The sequence below is a fragment of the Rhodothermus profundi genome (assembly GCF_900142415.1).
GTDB lineage: Bacteria > Bacteroidota > Rhodothermia > Rhodothermales > Rhodothermaceae > Rhodothermus > Rhodothermus profundi.
In genome coordinates this window covers 143694-158680 of record NZ_FRAU01000006.1, presented here as the reverse complement: position 1 = coordinate 158680, position 14987 = coordinate 143694, and the positions used below count along the sequence as shown (strand labels likewise).

Below are 14987 nucleotides of genomic sequence, written 5' to 3'. Positions count from 1 at the left end.
TCGCCGTACAACCGCCGCGCATGCCAGAAAAATAAGCATACATAAACAGTTATGAGCCGGCACGGACGGGTACTGGTGGCGATGAGTGGCGGCGTGGATTCGTCCGTCACGGCAGCGCTGCTGCATGAGCAGGGCTACGAGGTGGTGGGCATCACCATGAAAACGTGGGATTACACGTCCAGTGGGGTGCGTACCGGCAAGGAGGTGGGATGCTGCTCGCTGGAGTCGATGAATGATGCCCGCGCGGTAGCCGTACGGCTGGGGTTCCCACACTTTATCGTGGACATTCGGGAGGAGTTTGGCGATTGGGTAATTGAACGGTTCACGGACGAGTACCTGGCTGGTCGCACCCCTAATCCCTGCATTCTATGCAATACGCATATCAAGTGGGCAGCTCTGTTGCGACGAGCCGATCAGCTGGGGTGCGACTATATTGCAACAGGCCACTACGCTCGCATTCGCTACGACGAAGCGCTGGGCCGCTACGTCATCTCCCGCGGGCGGGATCTTAACAAGGATCAGAGCTATGTGCTCTGGGGCATCGCCCAGGAACACCTGGCGCGCACGCTGTTGCCGCTGGGCGACTACACCAAGCCGGAAATCCGGCGTATGGCGGCCGAAATGGGCTTTGAGCGACTGGCTCACAAGCCGGATTCTTATGAGATCTGTTTTATCCCGGATAATGACTATCGCCGTTTTCTGCGCCAGCGCGTGCCTGACCTGGACCAGAAGGTAGGGCCGGGCAAGTTTGTGCTTAAGGATGGTACCGTGGTGGGCACGCACCAGGGCTATCCGTTCTACACGATCGGGCAGCGGCATGGGCTCGGGTTGGCGCTTGGCTATCCGGTCTATGTGACCCACATTGATCCCGCGACCAATACCATCACGGTGGGGCCCCGTGAAGAGCTGCTGCGGCAGCGGCTGGTAGCCCGGCAGATCAACCTGATCAAGTATCCTGACCTGCGAGAAGAGCGGCCAGCCGTTGGTAAAATCCGGTACAAGGATGAAGGAGCCCCCTGTCTGGTCTGGCAAGAGGAGGATGCGCTGCACGTAGCCTTTGCGGAACCCCGGCCAGCCATTACGCCCGGTCAGGCGGTGGTGCTGTATGAAGGCGATGACGTGCTGGCAGGCGGCTGGATTTACGAAGTGCTAGAGGATGAAACGACTGCTGCTGGAGCGGCCGACAGGCGCTTGTTGTAGGAAAGCCTCTCATATCGTAGATTTCTGAAAAAACCCTCTGGTTTATTATGAAAAACGCACGTCTGTTGATTATAGAGGATGAGGCAGAAGTGCGGGAGGCGCTGGTACTATGCCTGGAATCGGCGGGTTATGAAGTAGATGCGGTAGCCACCGGAGAAGAAGGGCGAGAGAAAGCCATCACAGTGCCCGGCTACGATCTGATCCTTCTTGACGCGCGCCTGCCGGGACGTGACGGCTTTGAGGTGCTCCGAGAGCTACGCGAAGAGGATGGGGTGCTGACGCCTGTGCTGATGCTGACAGGGTTGGACGATCGAGAGCACCGGCTGAAAGGTTTTGAGTTAGGCGCGGATGACTATGTGACCAAGCCCTTTGCGCCGGAGGAACTGCTGGCACGTGTTGAAGCCATCCTGCGCCGCTCGCGACGACAGCCGCAGCCTGAGAAACGACGTTTCCGCGTAGGGGGACTGGAAGTCGATCTGGTGGAGGGGACAGTGACGCGGGACGGCCAGCCTGTATCGCTAACCGACATGGAATTTCGGCTGCTCCGCTATCTGATCTTACACCGCGGTCGTACGGTTACGCGTGAACAACTGCTGCGTGAAGTCTGGCAACTTCCGCCCACGGTCCAGACGCGCACGATTGACCGCCACATCAATGCGCTGCGTAAGATCATGGACGGCGAGGATGAAGCAAGCTGGCCGATTCAGAGCGTCTATGGTATTGGCTATCGGTTGGTTGGGGGCGAGTTCGTGGATTAATCATCGGCTCGGAGGCGGTAGCCCTTCCCGTAAACCGTTTCAATGTAGCGGGGTTGGCGCAGATCTGGCTCGATTTTCTTTCGAATCGAAGCAATATGGCGGTCAATAGTTCGCGTTTCAACATCCCCGGCAATGTGCCACACGTCGCGCAGCAGCTGCTCGCGGGTAACGACCTCCCCCCGGTGGTGAATCAGGTAGCGTAGCACGTTCAGCTCCATGGCCGTGAAGTTGATGCGCTCAGCGCCTCGATAGGCTTCGTGGGTGCTGAAGTTGATCTCTACGTCGCCGATGCGATAGATTTGCATGGGGGCGCGATCCGGGGGCTGCGTGCGCTGTAAAATGGCGCGCACGCGGGCGGCTACTTCGTCGGGATCAAACGGCTTGACGATGTAGTCATCGGCGCCTAAGTCGAACCCCTGGAGAACTTGCTCCCGCTCGCCGCGGCCGGTAAGTACCAGCACCGGCGTTTCCAGACCACGCTGGCGCATTTCCTGCAACACTTCAAAGCCGCTGCGGTCGGGAAGCATTACATCAAGCAGTACGACGTCGAAGCGATGGGCATTGGTGAGGAGTTCCAGCGCCTTGTTGCCTTCAGGCGCGTGCGTGACCCGGTAACCTTGCAGCTCGAAAAAGTCCTGCAGGGCCTGCGCGACATCTGCATCGTCTTCAACGATCAACATGTGGTAGGTGGGCGTTGATTCGGCCATGGTGCTTTGAGCGCGCTTGATGTACCAGGAACGCTTCTCAGAGATTAGCAACTGAAAGGGGCACTGTCAACTTTCTACGTAGGGAAATAATGCCATGAACGCAAAAAACGAAGTTTTTCTGCTGAAGCTGCTGGAAACGCCTAGTCCTTCGGGTTTTGAGCAGGCTTTGCAGCAAACGTGGGTGGCGCACGTGAAGCCCTGGGTCGATGAGGTGGCGCAGGACAGTTATGGCACGGTCTGGGCAATCAAACGTGGACGGGCTGATGCGCCTCGATTGATGCTGGAAGCGCATGCTGATGAAGTGGGCTTTATCGTGCAGCATATTTCCGAGGAGGGATTTTTACACATTGCGCCTATTGGTGGAGCGGACCGAGCATTAGCCCGGGCACGTCGAGTGCAGGTGCTGGGCAGCAAAGGACCGGTGGACGGGGTGCTGGGGCATACGGCCATTCATTTACGCGACCCCAAAGACGAGAAAGTGCCGGAGTGGCATGAGCTATTCGTTGATGTGGGAGCGCAGAGCCGGGAAGAAGTAGCGGCGCTGGGCATTCGGGTAGGGCATCCTGTTGTGCTGGCCGACGCGCCGTTTCGACTGCAGGGACGACGGCTGGTGGGGCGGGCGCTCGACAACCGGCTGGGCGGCTTCATTCTGGCGCAGGTGCTGGCTGCGCTGGCCGAAAAGCCACCGGTCGCCACAGTCTATGCGGTCAACGCCGTGCAGGAAGAGATTGGAGGCTATGGAGCACGCATGGTGGCCTACCGGTTGCATCCAGATGCGGCCCTGGTGCTGGAGGTTACGCACGCGACCGATACGCCCGGGATTGACGTTCGGCGTCATGGGCTCATTCGGTTAGGGAAAGGGCCTGTTCTAACTCATGGCACGGCTAATCATCCGATGTTGGTGGAGCGGCTGTTGGCGGTGGCGAAAGCCGAAGGCATCCCGGTGCAGCATGAAGCATCGTCGCGGCGCACGGGTACCGATGCGGATGACATTTTTGCCACGCGTGGCGGCATCCCTTGCGCGTTGGTGTCGGTGCCGCTTCGTTACATGCACTCACCGGTTGAGATGGTGGATCTGGATGACATAGCGCACACGGTTCGTCTGCTTGTGGCTTTTGTGCAAAGTCTGAAACCCGGTGATCGATTCCAAACTCCGCTTATAGATTGACCCCCTTGCTCAGAAAAACGGCAGGAATCGGTTTAGCAAGCGCAGGGCTTGTTCACCATACGGTGGGTAGAATCGGCGGAGCAGGGGAAACTCGAACCGACGGTAGACCACAGGCCGTTCGTTGGAGAAAGCCAGAAAGCCGTGGTAGCGATAGGCTTTCCCGACCCCGCTCTGGCCGATGCCACCAAAGGGCAGACTGGGATGGTTAAAGTGGAGCAGCGTATCGTTGACGCATCCGCCACCGGCTGAGGTATGGTTTAGCACATACTGCGTGCGCTGTTCGTCCCGGGCAAATACGTACAGTGCCAGCGGCGTGGGGCGGCGATTGATTGCTGCCAGGGCTTCCTCTAAGTGGTCAAAGGTCTGGATAGGAAGCAGCGGGCCAAAGATTTCTTCCTGCATGATTGCCGCTTCGTCAGGCACGTGCGTCAGCACGGTAGGCGGTACAAAACGATCTTCTGCCCGCCAGGGGCCGCCCACAACGTCCTGTGCGCCGCGGGCCAGGGCGTCTTCGTACAGGTGACGCAGCCGTTCATAGTGGCGGTCGTTGACGATATGGGCGTAGCTGTTGTTCTGGTGCCAGGTTTCCGGATCTGGTCCATAAAAGGTTACAATCTGCTCCCGCAGCGCATCAACCAGGGCGTCGTGCAGTTTACGGTGCACCAGTACATAGTCGGGGGCAATGCAGGTCTGGCCCCCATTGGTGAATTTGCCCCAGGCAATCTTTTCGGCAGCCTGGTCAACGTCGGCCGTTTCATCGACGATGGTGGGCGATTTACCTCCTAGCTCTAAGGTAACAGAGGCCAGATGGCGCGCGGCAGCCTCCATGACGAGACGGCCCACGCGGGGGCTACCGGTGAAAAAGATGTGGTTGAAGGGTAGCTCCAGCAGGGCTTCGGCTACGGTGTGGTCGCCTTCGAAGACCGCTACCTCTTCTGGCTCGAACACCTCTTCGAGAATGCGTCGGATAGTACGGGCACTGTTGGGGGCTAACTCTGAGGGTTTGACGATTACGCAGTTGCCCGCTGCGATGGCAGTGATCAGGGGAGCGAGCGTTAGCGTGAAGGGATAATTCCAGGGCGACAGGATAAGCACAACCCCTTTGGGTTCATAGCGAATCTCTGCCCGGGTGCCCAGGTGCGTCAGCGTCGAACTTACGCGTTTCGGCCGCATCCACTGAGCCAGGTGACGAGCCACGTAACGGGCTTCGGTAACAACCGGGGCGATTTCCGTCAGATCTACTTCCAGGGGCGGCTTGCGAAAATCGGCCCACAGGGCTGTCCGGATGGTTTCGCGATGGTCCAGCACCGCTTCACGCAGGCGAATAAGCTGGCGGCGCCGTTCACGTACGGTGCGGTTGCGAACTACGGCGTGGTGCTGCCGCTGGCGCTCAAACACTTCGGCCATGGTGCGGGCCAGCTCCGGAGTGCAGGGCATGGCGGACGGATGGGGCGTCATCGTTGTCGGGGTGTGGGTTGTAGACTGTATTTAAACCAATGGTATACGTTTTTGAAACATGGGTCAAGCCCCTGGAACATCCCTGGAACTTTTGGCCGGTCTGCTTCGCTTGTTTGGAAGAGGCGGAAACCGTTCACCAGACGCTCGGGGGAGCCATGAAGGCGCTGCTGATTGTAGATGTGCAGAATGATTTTTGCCCGGGAGGGGCGTTGCCGGTGCCCGAAGGCGATGCAGTCGTTCCGGTCATCAACCGGCTGATTCCGTATTTTGAAAACGTAATTCAGACGCAGGATTGGCATCCGGCAGGACACTGGTCATTTGCCTCGGCGCATCCTGGCAAGCAGCCGTTTGAAACGATCCAGCTCAGCTACGGAGAGCAGGTGCTCTGGCCGGACCACTGCGTGCAGGGGACCTCAGGGGCTGCGTTTCATCCGGAGCTGGATACGACGCGCACCCAGCTTATTATTCGAAAGGGCTTTCGGAAAGAAATCGATTCGTATTCGGCTTTTTACGAAAACGATAAAAAGACGCCTACCGGGCTGGCTGGCTACTTAAAGGAGCGGGGCATTACGACGCTTTATGTGGTCGGACTGGCCGCCGATTTCTGCGTGAAATGGTCGGCGTTGGATGCGCGTCGGCTGGGCTTTGAAGTGTACGTGGTAACCGACGCGACGCGAGGGATTGATACAAACGGCTCACTGGCGCGCGCCTGGGAGGAAATGAGGGCGGCCGGTGTGCATCTGATCACTTCGGAGGAAGTTATCCGTCAGGCTGAACCCGTAGGATAAGTTTTTCCATACGCACGAGCGCAAAGGCGTCTGGAGGGCGGCCAGACGCCTTTGTGTTTTTTCTGCAAGAACTTTCCCGGCAGGTCCAACGTTGGGCTGCTCGTCTTGGAAAGGGCGGGGCCAATCGCGCGTGATGCATGATCCTGCGCTATAGCCTGCGTTATCTGGTAGCCCGGGGGGTACCGGCGCTGGTGAATTTCTTAGCGGTAGCAGTTTATACGCGACTGCTGACGCCTGAAGCCTATGGGTACTATGTCCTGGTTATTGCCGGCGTTAATGTGCTGAATCTCGTCTGTTTTCAGTGGCTTCGCTTTGCTCTGGTGCGTTATCTGCCAGCTCATCAAGGGCAAGAAGAGGGGTTGCTGGGCACAATTGGGTGGAGCTATCTGGCGCTGATGTTCCTTGTGGGCAGCCTGGGTGGTGCAGCGGCTGGCCTGGTTGCCGATGCGCGGTGGCGCAGTCTGATGGGGGTGGGGGTGCTTTTGCTCTGGGCACAGGCCTGGTTTGAGCTCAATGCGGAGCTGCTGCGCGCGCGACTTCAGACGCAGGCCTATGGCTGGGCAATGGGAGCCCGTAGCGTGGGAGCGTTAGGTCTGGGGACCCTGTTCATTCTGAGCGGCCTGGAGGCCTACGGCCCATTATGGGGCCTGGTCGTTAGCATGGTAGGAATCGGGATTGTCTTCGCCTATCAGCACTGGCGGGTGATCCCGATTCGTCTGGATACCAGACGGTTGCGTTTGCTGTTGCGTTATGGCCTTCCGGTGGCCGGTAGCCTGGCGTTCAACCTGATTATCGTTGCCTCCGACCGATTCTTGATTGCCTGGCTCTTAGATGAAGCCCATGCCGGGATTTATGCGGCAGGGTATGATCTGGCCTATCAGCCTGTCATTCTGCTCATGCACATTGTGTACCTGGCAGTTTATCCCTTAATCGTGAAAGCATGGGAGCAGGAGGGGAAACCCGTTGCGTATACCTATCTGAGTCGGAATGCGCAGCTTCTTTTAATCATCGCTGTTCCTGCGACGGTAGGTCTGGTCTTACTGCGCGATGCAATTGCCAGCCTGGTGCTGGGGGAAGCATTTCAGGCAGCCAGCGCGATCATAGCCTGGGTTGCTGTAGGGACGTTGCTTGACGGAATGCGGGTGTATCATGCCGACCTCGCCTTTCATTTAGGGCAGCGTACCATGGGACAGCTCCGAAGTGTTCTGTGGGGAGCTCTGGTCAACATCGGATTGAATTTGCTATGGATTCCCCGGGTGGGCATCATTGGGGCCGCCTGGGCTACCGTTGTATCCTGCGGCATTGCTTTGCTTTTAAGTATCTGGTGGGGACGTACCGTGCTTCCCATCCCCTGGGGCCTGAAAAAGGGGCTGGGGATCAGCATGGCAGGGATTGGCATGGGGATTACCATCGGAGTCCTGAAGGCTTCTATGGGATGGATAGGCGCCGGAATTGTCGGGATAGGCATGTATGGCGTCCTGCTCGCTATTCTGTTAAAGGAAGATTTTACAAGGATCTGTCGTAATATCCGTTTGAGAATATAGGATAATGATTTTCCCGTTACACTGGCCCGAATCTGGTTCCTTCAGCTACCGCTGTTCTGAAGAGAGGGCAGGGCGTCCGGGTTTAGGCTGGCTGTGCGCTACGCGAGCGCAGTGGCAGTTCGGAGGCATGCTTTATGAGCGGTTTGCGAAGGGGTAAGGTGCGTTACCGTGAAGGCTGTTTTCCGAAAAGATCCCCGGGCAGGTAGCAGCTCGTCCGCTTCAGTGGAATTGGCTCTTTAAGAAAGGATGCGCTGCACGCGCCTGAATGTTAAACCACCTTGAGGAGGCGCGTATGGCCCGGCAGGGAGCGTATATTTTAAGAAAGCGTGCCATCGCGTGCCTGTCGATGCCGGTGAGTCAGACGAAGCGACCCTTACATATCGTTTACTTGATTACGCGGGCAGATGAGCTGGGAGGCGCTCAGATGCATGTTCTGGATCTGGCCAGGGGGTTTCGGGCGAAGGGATACCGAATCACAATTCTGGGAGGACAGAGGGGCTCGTTTGCAGAGCTGGTGCAGGCGGAGGGCATTCCCTACAAACAGGTACCCTTTCTGCAGCGCGCCATTCACCCGTGGCGGGATGCGCGATGCTTGCTCGCATTACGGCATCTTTTGCGAAGGTTGCAGCCGGATCTGGTTTCCACGCATTCGTCGAAGGCAGGATGGATAGGACGCCTTGTTGCCCGCAGCCTGGGCATTCCGGTTATCTTTACCGCGCATGGGTGGGCCTTTACAGAGGGCGTTCCGTCCCGGCAGCGCTGGCTGTTTCGTTGGGCGGAGCGGGTGGCGGCTCCTTTTGCCGACAAGATCATTACGGTATCCGAGTATGATCGTCAGCTTGCCTTGCGGTATCGTATTGCTGCACCGGATCGGCTGGTCACGGTTTATAACGGCATTCCCGATGTGCCCGATCACTTGCTGGCCTGTCCGCAGGTGCAGCAGGGAAAGGCGGTGCGTTTGATCATGGTGGCCCGGTTTAGTCCGCAGAAAGATCATGCCCTTGTCCTGCGGGCGCTAGCAGGCTTGCGGACATTGCCCTGGCAACTGGAGTTTATCGGCGACGGACCGTTGCGGCCTGCCTGTGAGCAGCTAACAAGGCAGCTTCAGCTCAACGACCGTGTGTATTTTCTGGGCGAGCACCGGAACGTAGCGGAGCGGCTAGCACGTGCTCATATTTTCGTACTGGCTTCGAACTATGAAGGATTTCCCCTTTCCATTTTAGAAGCCATGCGGGCAGCATTGCCAGTCGTGGCCGCAGACGTTTCAGGGGTGCGCGAAAGTGTGCAGCATGGAGAAACTGGGCTGCTTTTTCCTCGGGGGAATGTCGCGGCACTACGCGCTTGTTTGCAAACCCTGATGGTACATCCTGCGATGCGGCAATCTATGGGACAGGCAGGGAGAAAGCGCTACAAAGCATACTTTACACTGGATCATATGTTGACGGATACCGAGCAGGTATATCAGGAGGTTTTTGCAAAAAGTGCCCGTAAGGACAGATGATTTATCTGATTGGATGGCTGTCTATTTATTATTATCATGCAATCAGTTTCTTTCTGCGTAAGCAGCTACGCCCGCTCGCAATTGGTGTTACCCTCTTGCTAAGTCTGGTGGCTGTTCTTCGCGGTTCTGTAGGGACAGATACGGCCGTATACGAGCGCTTAGCTACTCGATCAGAAGCCTGGTCAGGAATTGAGCCGGCCTTCTGGATCTTGATGTATATTTTTAATGCGATTACCCAAGATCCTGTATTGACAGTCAGAGCTTTTTCAGGGGTTCTGGCCGTTGTTTTGATGCTGTATATATACCGGTCAGATGAGGATGAATTATTTTTTCTGATGTCTTTTTTTATGCCTTTGTTTTTTTACAATTTTAGTATGAATGTTATTCGAGTAGGAATCGCTTTCTCTATTTTACTTCTTGCGCTGCAGGAAGACAGAAGAGGGAGAACCCTGTCTGCAATGTTGCTAGGCGGACTGTCTGTTATGTTTCATTACTCTATGATTTTCTCTCTATTCTATCTATGGTTTAATCAGGAATATAAAATAGAATCAAAGGATAGAAGAAGTATAATGTGGATGATACTATTGTTTGTTGTGATGGTCGTACTGGTTGTGCTTAATGAGAATTACTTTTTGGCCAAACTTGCTGTATACGCTCGTCTGGAGGCGCCCAGCTTATTTTCTGGAATATCTCGCATTATGTTAGGACTTGTCCTGTTAACCGGTGTTTTTCTGTCGAGCATTCCGGCTACCCAGAAAAAAAGAATTATCTACAGTTCGCTATTTTTTATGATCTTTTTCTTCGGGTTAGGGATTTATGTGACCCCTCGTTTGCTGGACATGGTCAATCTGTTAATTCCGATAGCCATGTTGCGAGCCTACAGGCGCATTCAGGAGCCCATGGACCGAACCTTTAAAGGAGCCCTGCTCCTGGCCGGTCTGGGCGGTGCGATCGGCATGTATCGATATATGCTCTATGAGAGCTTCTGGTCGCCTTCTCCGTTTTTACCCTACCATACACTATTTGCACGCTAGGGATGTGCCTGCTGCAGCTCCGCAGCGACGGCTTCAACCGTTTCCCAGACGCGCAGCAGATTGCCGCCCAGGATTTTTTCAATATCTGCCTCGCTGTAGCCGCGCCGCAGCAGTTCAGCGACCAGGTTGGGATACATTGATACGTCTTGCAGGCCTTCCGGAAGGGCAAAAACACCGTCGAAGTCGGAGCCCAGTCCTACGTGATCGACACCTACAAGCTGCACAACATGGTCAATGTGATCGGCAACGTCGGCCACCGTGCCGATGGGGTGCTGCTTGCGCTGCCGGGCCATCCAGCGGCGCCCTTCTGGCGAGTCGGGGGCAAGACCCTGGGCTTCCAGTTCTGCTCGGAGCTGCTGGCGCAGCGAGTCGCCCCTGGTCTGATATTCGCTACGCAAAAAGGAGGAGCCAAAGTTAATCATTATGACCCCACCGTTAGCGGCCAGGGCCCGGATCATCTCGTCGCTCATGTTGCGCTCCCAGCCGGGCGTGAAATGCCGCGCTGATGAGTGCGACGCAATCACAGGGGCTTTGGTGCGGCGCAGCACGTCGTAGAAGGCACTATCGGAGACGTGCGAGATATCGATAAGCATACCGAGTCGATTCATTTCGTCAACGACCTGCTCCCCAAATGGGCTGAGCCCGTTCCAGACGCGTGTTGTGTCGTAAGAGCTATCGGAGAGCTGGTTGACCCGGGCGTGCGTGAGCGTAATGTACCGAATGCCGCGTTCGTAAAAGTAGGCTACGTTGCGCAGGTCGCCCTCCAGGCCGGATCCATTCTCCATCCCCATGAGCAGGGCGATGCGTCCTTCCCTGTGGGCGCGACGCACGTCGTCCGGCGAGCGGGCCAGCATAAACTTGTCAGGGGCCTGGCGAACCAGCGCCTCCACCATATCGATGAGCGAATCGGCCAGTGCCTTGGAGGCGCCGGGCGTGTCCTGTAGTTCAGCAGGCAGATAAATCGAAAAGAACGGCGCGTCCAGGCCGCCGGCGCGCGCGCGAACGTAGTCAAAGTCGCCCAGCTCAGTGCGCCGCGTAATGTCCTCTGGAAACTGACGCAGGCGGTAGGGCACGTCGATGTGGCCATCGATGAGGATAAATCGCTGCGTAAGCTGACGCGCCCGCTCATAGTGCCGGTCCGCTTCGCTCTGGCAGGCAGCCAGTAAGCTGGCCAGAATAAACATCAGCAGGAAAGTGCGCATCATGGTGCCTGAAAGACCAATTCTGGAATTGCTCGAAGGATAGCCATTCTTATTCAAGATGGCAAGAGGGACAGCAGTTGCCTTCGTAGCTGCTGCAGATAGGCGGGCGTTTCCAGCAGACGTGCTCCATACCAGGAAAAGGGCTGGCCATCAACCAGTAGAAATGTGGCGTGGGGGCACAGCGGACGCAGTTCTTCAAGGTGGGCTTCTCTGAAGGGATAAGGCTCGCTGCTGAGCAGGACGACTTCGGGGTGCAAAGTGCGAATTGCTTCGGGCGTGAGCGTCGGGTAGCGCGTCTGGTGGGCACACACGTTGGCAAAGCCCCCACGGCGAAGCATGTCGTGGATGAAGGTATCCCCACCAATGCTCATCCAGGGATCACGCCAGATCAAGTACAGGGTCCGCAGAGACGGATAGGCAGGCAGGGTGGCAAAGCGCTGGGCAATCGTGGCGGCCAGGGTTTCGGCGGTTGCTTCGGTGTCTGTCAGGGAACCAACCTGTCGGATCATGTGCAGGGCTTCGTCCAGGGTACGCACGTAGGTGACAAAGACCGGTACGTGCGGGTCCAGCATCTCGACGATAGCACGCGTGTTCTCTTCCAGGTTGGCAAGGACCAGATCAGGCTGCAGGCTCAGTAGCCGCTCCAGGTTAATCTGTTTGGTGCCACCGACGATGGTTTTGCGGCGTTTCCAGTCGGGAGGGCGGACGCAGAAGCGGGTCAGGCCTACGACGGCATGGTCGAGGCCAAGGGCTGCCAGCAGTTCCGTTATGCTGGGCACAAGCGAAACGATGCGTTGGGGAGGCGTCGTAAGGTGAATGGTGCGGCCGCGGGCGTCGGTCAGTTTACGCGGAAAGCGGGTCATGGGCACGCCGGGATGCTTCCGAGGTGGTTTGTTGGGTGAGCGCCTGCAGCAGGCGTTCGTGCAGATTGCCGAAGGGCCCGTTGCTCATGATCAGCGCGACGTCGCCGGGACGAAGCGCTTCCAGCAATAAAGGCAACAATACGTGGGCCCCTTCTGCTATGTGAGCCGGAATGCCCCGGCTCCGAATGCCGGCCGCAACAGCTTCCGGGCTGAAGAAATCTTCTGGGTGATCGTTGTGCCGAAACGGTGGCGTGCTGAGCCATACCTCGTCGGCATCGTCAAACGCTTCCATATACGCTTGCTCAAAGCGTCGGCGTCGGCTTGAGTTAGAGCGCGGTTCAAAGATGGCGACCAGGCGGCGATCAGGCCAACGCTGGCGCGCAGCGCGCAGCGTCTCCCGCACGGCCGTTGGGTGATGGGCAAAATCATCGACTACGAGCACGCCACCCGCTTCTCCTCGGACCTCCAGGCGGCGCTTCATGCCCGGAAAGCTGGCGAGGCCCTTGCGTAGCTGCTCTGGCGTCAGACCTATCTGCAATCCAAAAGCGCATACAGCCAGCGCATTACGCAGGTTGTGGCGACCGCTTAAGGGCAAAAAGAAGCGGCCCAGCTCTTGGCCATCGACAACCAGCGTAAAATGCTGGCCTTCAGGAGTGGGATATACCTGGCCTACGGTTACGTTGCAGCGCGTGTGCAGACCATATGTCCGGACGCGACTGTAGGCGGTGCGGGTAACCTGGCGGACGGTTGGATCGTCGCTGTGCGCTATCAGCAATCCGTCGAACGGTAAGAGGGCGACCAGTTGTTCAAAAGCCTCGCGGTAATCGTCGAGATCGTCGTACAGGTCGGCGTGGTCAAACTCGATGGAGGTGAGCAGAACCGCGCGAGGGCGATAGTGCAGAAATTTCGGACGTTTGTCAAAATAAGCGCTGTCATACTCATCGCCTTCAACTACGAACCAGGGGCCTGAGCCAATACGGCCGCTCGTTTCGGAACCAATCATCACGCCGCCGATGAAGTAGCCCGGATCCATCCCGGCCTGGCTGAGCACGTGCGCCAGCAGGCCTGCTGTGGTCGTTTTGCCATGCGTGCCGGCTACAACGACCGGCTGTCGGTTCTGGAGAAAGAAGTGGGACAGGGCTTCAGGCATAGCGCATTGCGGCAGCCGACGCTCGCGCGCAGCCGCTGCTTCGGGATGCGTTGGCGTGCAGGCATTGCCTACCACGACCAGATCGGGCGGCGGCTCTAAGTGAGCCGGATCAAAGCCGGTATAAAACGAAATGCCGTGGCGGTGCAAGAGCGTGCTCATGGGCGGGTAAGCAGCCGCATCGCTGCCGCTAACCTGGTATCCTGCTTCCCGAAGCAACAGGGCCAGCGTCCCCATACCCGTGCCGCAGATGCCAATCAAGTACACGGTGCGCACGGAAGTAGGAGGCGGCAAAGGAGGCCGCTCAAACCGGCGCAGATGCGCGTCGGGATAATCTTCCAGCCGTTTCATAGGTTAGCGATTCGGATGGGGAGGACCACCCGTCAGTCCCAGGCGCACGGCCGCTTCGCGCTCATGAGCCATTGCGTCAGACGATGCGTCGGCCCCCGATTCGGGCAGCAGACCCAGCCGGGCGGCCCGGCGCTGCCATTGCTGGCGCGCCAACTCCTGCATGTCGCGCGTTGAGTCCACCTCGTCTACAATTTCAAGGCCCAGTAACGTTTCGACCACGTCTTCCAGCGTTACGATGCCTGCCGTGCCGCCGTATTCGTCGATTACGAGGGCTATGTGTTCCAGACGGTTCAGCATGCGCTCGAACAACTCAGGCAGCGGCAGGTTCTCTGGCACAACCAGGATCTCACGGCGCAGGCGATGCAGGGGCAACTCTCCTTTACCGCGAGCCGCATACAGCAGAATCTCATCTTTTAACACGTAACCCGTGATGTGATCTCGCGTTTTCTGGTAGATAGGAATGCGTGAAAAGCGAAGCTCTGGATGGCGGCGCAGCACGTCATGAATGGTCAGGTCTTCTGGAAGGGCAAAAATAACCGTGCGAGGGGTCATGATGTCTTTGGCCCGCAATGCGTGAAAACGCAACAGATTTTTCAGGATACGTAGCTCCTCCTGTTCAAACACGCCCTGTTGGCGTCCCAGCTCGGCCAGCGCCGCCAGCTCTTCGCGGCTGACGGACGGCGTCTTGCGCTCGCGGGCCAGCAGGCGGGTAATCGCTTCTGAAAGCAAGACGAAAGGATACAGCAACCAGATCAACCCGATCAGAAGGGGAGCGACTGGTGGGGCCAGAGTCCGCCAGTAAAGAGCACCGACGGTTTTAGGGATGATCTCCGAAAAGATCAGGATCATGAGCGTCAGCCCCCCTGAAATCAGGCCTAAGTAAGCGTCGCCAAACACCTTGATAGCCTGGGCGCCTACGCCGGCAACACCGGCTGTGTGGGCGATGGTGTTCAAGCTCAGGATGGCTGCCAGCGGACGGTCGATGTCTTGCTTGAGCCGTTGAAGAAGGCGGCCGGTTGTGGTATGCCGGTGGGCCGCCACATAGGAGGGCGTCACGCTAAGTAGAACGGCCTCCATAATGGAGCACAGAAACGAGACGCCCAGAGCCAGCGCCAGGTAAAAAATCAGAAGTCCCATGGAAAGGGTAAAATTGAACCCCAATCCGGCTCTAATACCGTGATCCCGGACAGAAGTGAATGCACCGGCCGGTTACCGGGTTTCAGTAAAAAAGCAAGCGGCCCGGAATAGCATGACTTCCAGGCCGCT

Annotated in this window: 13 protein-coding genes; 7 read left to right on the top strand and 6 right to left on the bottom strand. The window is 57.5% G+C overall.

Translation table 11 applies throughout. The features are described 5' to 3' along the window. The first annotated feature begins 51 nt into the window (after positions 1-51). Both mnmA and BUA15_RS10000 read left to right on the top strand, forming a co-directional pair. Positions 52-1200, top strand: a complete 1149-nt coding sequence (mnmA, locus tag BUA15_RS10005) for a tRNA 2-thiouridine(34) synthase MnmA (RefSeq protein WP_072715853.1) — start codon at positions 52-54, stop codon at positions 1198-1200. Between the two features lie 47 nt (positions 1201-1247). Beyond that, the gene (locus BUA15_RS10000; RefSeq protein WP_072715852.1) at positions 1248-1958 is read left to right on the top strand and encodes a response regulator transcription factor; all 711 of its coding nucleotides are present in this window, start codon (positions 1248-1250) and stop codon (positions 1956-1958) included. Here the strand turns inward: BUA15_RS10000 and BUA15_RS09995 are convergent. Then, positions 1955-2665, bottom strand: a complete 711-nt coding sequence (locus BUA15_RS09995; RefSeq protein ID WP_072715851.1) for a response regulator transcription factor — start codon at positions 2663-2665, stop codon at positions 1955-1957. The two genes, BUA15_RS10000 and BUA15_RS09995, sit on opposite strands and share 4 nt — an antisense overlap. A 94-nt stretch (positions 2666-2759) precedes the next feature. On the opposite strand from BUA15_RS09995, the gene BUA15_RS09990 reads away from it, so the two are divergent. Then, entirely contained in the window at positions 2760-3833 is a 1074-nt protein-coding gene (locus BUA15_RS09990; protein WP_072715850.1) for a M42 family metallopeptidase, read from the top strand. A gap of 9 nt (positions 3834-3842) precedes the next feature. Here BUA15_RS09990 and BUA15_RS09985 read toward each other — a convergent pair whose 3' ends face one another. Continuing rightward, the gene (locus BUA15_RS09985) at positions 3843-5270 is read right to left on the bottom strand and encodes an aldehyde dehydrogenase family protein (RefSeq protein WP_072715901.1); all 1428 of its coding nucleotides are present in this window, start codon (positions 5268-5270) and stop codon (positions 3843-3845) included. Positions 5271-5446: 176 nt separating this feature from the next. Between BUA15_RS09985 and pncA the strand changes: the two genes are divergently transcribed. The 4 genes from pncA to BUA15_RS09965 all read left to right on the top strand — a co-directional run bounded on the left by pncA (position 5447) and on the right by BUA15_RS09965 (position 10158). Then, positions 5447-6079 carry a bifunctional nicotinamidase/pyrazinamidase gene (gene pncA, locus BUA15_RS09980; protein WP_072715900.1) on the top strand — a complete coding sequence of 211 codons (633 nt, stop codon included), beginning with the start codon at positions 5447-5449 and terminating at the stop codon, positions 6077-6079. Positions 6080-6216: 137 nt separating this feature from the next. Further along, on the top strand, positions 6217-7623 hold the full coding sequence (locus tag BUA15_RS09975; RefSeq protein WP_072715849.1) for an oligosaccharide flippase family protein: 1407 nt from the start codon (positions 6217-6219) through the stop codon (positions 7621-7623). A gap of 352 nt (positions 7624-7975) precedes the next feature. Further along, complete coding sequence (locus tag BUA15_RS09970; RefSeq protein ID WP_245772008.1) at positions 7976-9124, top strand: glycosyltransferase family 4 protein; 1149 nt, start codon at positions 7976-7978, stop codon at positions 9122-9124. Then, positions 9121-10158, top strand: a complete 1038-nt coding sequence (locus tag BUA15_RS09965) for an EpsG family protein (RefSeq protein ID WP_072715847.1) — start codon at positions 9121-9123, stop codon at positions 10156-10158. The genes BUA15_RS09970 and BUA15_RS09965 overlap by 4 nt, the downstream gene beginning before the upstream one ends. Here the strand turns inward: BUA15_RS09965 and BUA15_RS09960 are convergent. The 4 genes from BUA15_RS09960 to BUA15_RS09945 are packed head-to-tail and all read right to left on the bottom strand — an operon-like array spanning position 10155 to position 14858. Continuing rightward, positions 10155-11360: a dipeptidase gene (locus tag BUA15_RS09960; RefSeq protein WP_423815757.1), complete on the bottom strand. Its 1206-nt coding sequence runs from the start codon at positions 11358-11360 to the stop codon at positions 10155-10157. The genes BUA15_RS09965 and BUA15_RS09960 overlap by 4 nt on opposite strands. 53 nt (positions 11361-11413) lie before the next feature. Next, entirely contained in the window at positions 11414-12223 is an 810-nt protein-coding gene (locus BUA15_RS09955) for a helical backbone metal receptor (protein ID WP_072715845.1), read from the bottom strand. Next, positions 12204-13721: a UDP-N-acetylmuramate:L-alanyl-gamma-D-glutamyl-meso-diaminopimelate ligase gene (mpl, locus tag BUA15_RS09950; RefSeq protein ID WP_072715844.1), complete on the bottom strand. Its 1518-nt coding sequence runs from the start codon at positions 13719-13721 to the stop codon at positions 12204-12206. The genes BUA15_RS09955 and mpl overlap by 20 nt, the downstream gene beginning before the upstream one ends. A gap of 3 nt (positions 13722-13724) precedes the next feature. Further along, positions 13725-14858 (bottom strand): hemolysin family protein, encoded by a 1134-nt coding sequence (locus BUA15_RS09945; protein ID WP_072715843.1) that lies wholly within the window; start codon positions 14856-14858, stop codon positions 13725-13727. Positions 14859-14987: the final 129 nt, after the last annotated feature.

Coding starts and splice junctions, on each gene's coding strand:
- mnmA (WP_072715853.1), top strand. CDS start 52: ATGAGCCGGCACGGACGGGTACTGGTGGCGATGAGTGGCGGCGTGGAT.
- BUA15_RS10000 (WP_072715852.1), top strand. CDS start 1,248: ATGAAAAACGCACGTCTGTTGATTATAGAGGATGAGGCAGAAGTGCGG.
- BUA15_RS09995 (WP_072715851.1), bottom strand. CDS start 2,665: ATGGCCGAATCAACGCCCACCTACCACATGTTGATCGTTGAAGACGAT.
- BUA15_RS09990 (WP_072715850.1), top strand. CDS start 2,760: ATGAACGCAAAAAACGAAGTTTTTCTGCTGAAGCTGCTGGAAACGCCT.
- BUA15_RS09985 (WP_072715901.1), bottom strand. CDS start 5,270: ATGCCCTGCACTCCGGAGCTGGCCCGCACCATGGCCGAAGTGTTTGAG.
- pncA (WP_072715900.1), top strand. CDS start 5,447: ATGAAGGCGCTGCTGATTGTAGATGTGCAGAATGATTTTTGCCCGGGA.
- BUA15_RS09975 (WP_072715849.1), top strand. CDS start 6,217: ATGATCCTGCGCTATAGCCTGCGTTATCTGGTAGCCCGGGGGGTACCG.
- BUA15_RS09965 (WP_072715847.1), top strand. CDS start 9,121: ATGATTTATCTGATTGGATGGCTGTCTATTTATTATTATCATGCAATC.
- BUA15_RS09960 (WP_423815757.1), bottom strand. CDS start 11,360: ATGCGCACTTTCCTGCTGATGTTTATTCTGGCCAGCTTACTGGCTGCC.
- BUA15_RS09955 (WP_072715845.1), bottom strand. CDS start 12,223: ATGACCCGCTTTCCGCGTAAACTGACCGACGCCCGCGGCCGCACCATT.
- mpl (WP_072715844.1), bottom strand. CDS start 13,721: ATGAAACGGCTGGAAGATTATCCCGACGCGCATCTGCGCCGGTTTGAG.
- BUA15_RS09945 (WP_072715843.1), bottom strand. CDS start 14,858: ATGGGACTTCTGATTTTTTACCTGGCGCTGGCTCTGGGCGTCTCGTTT.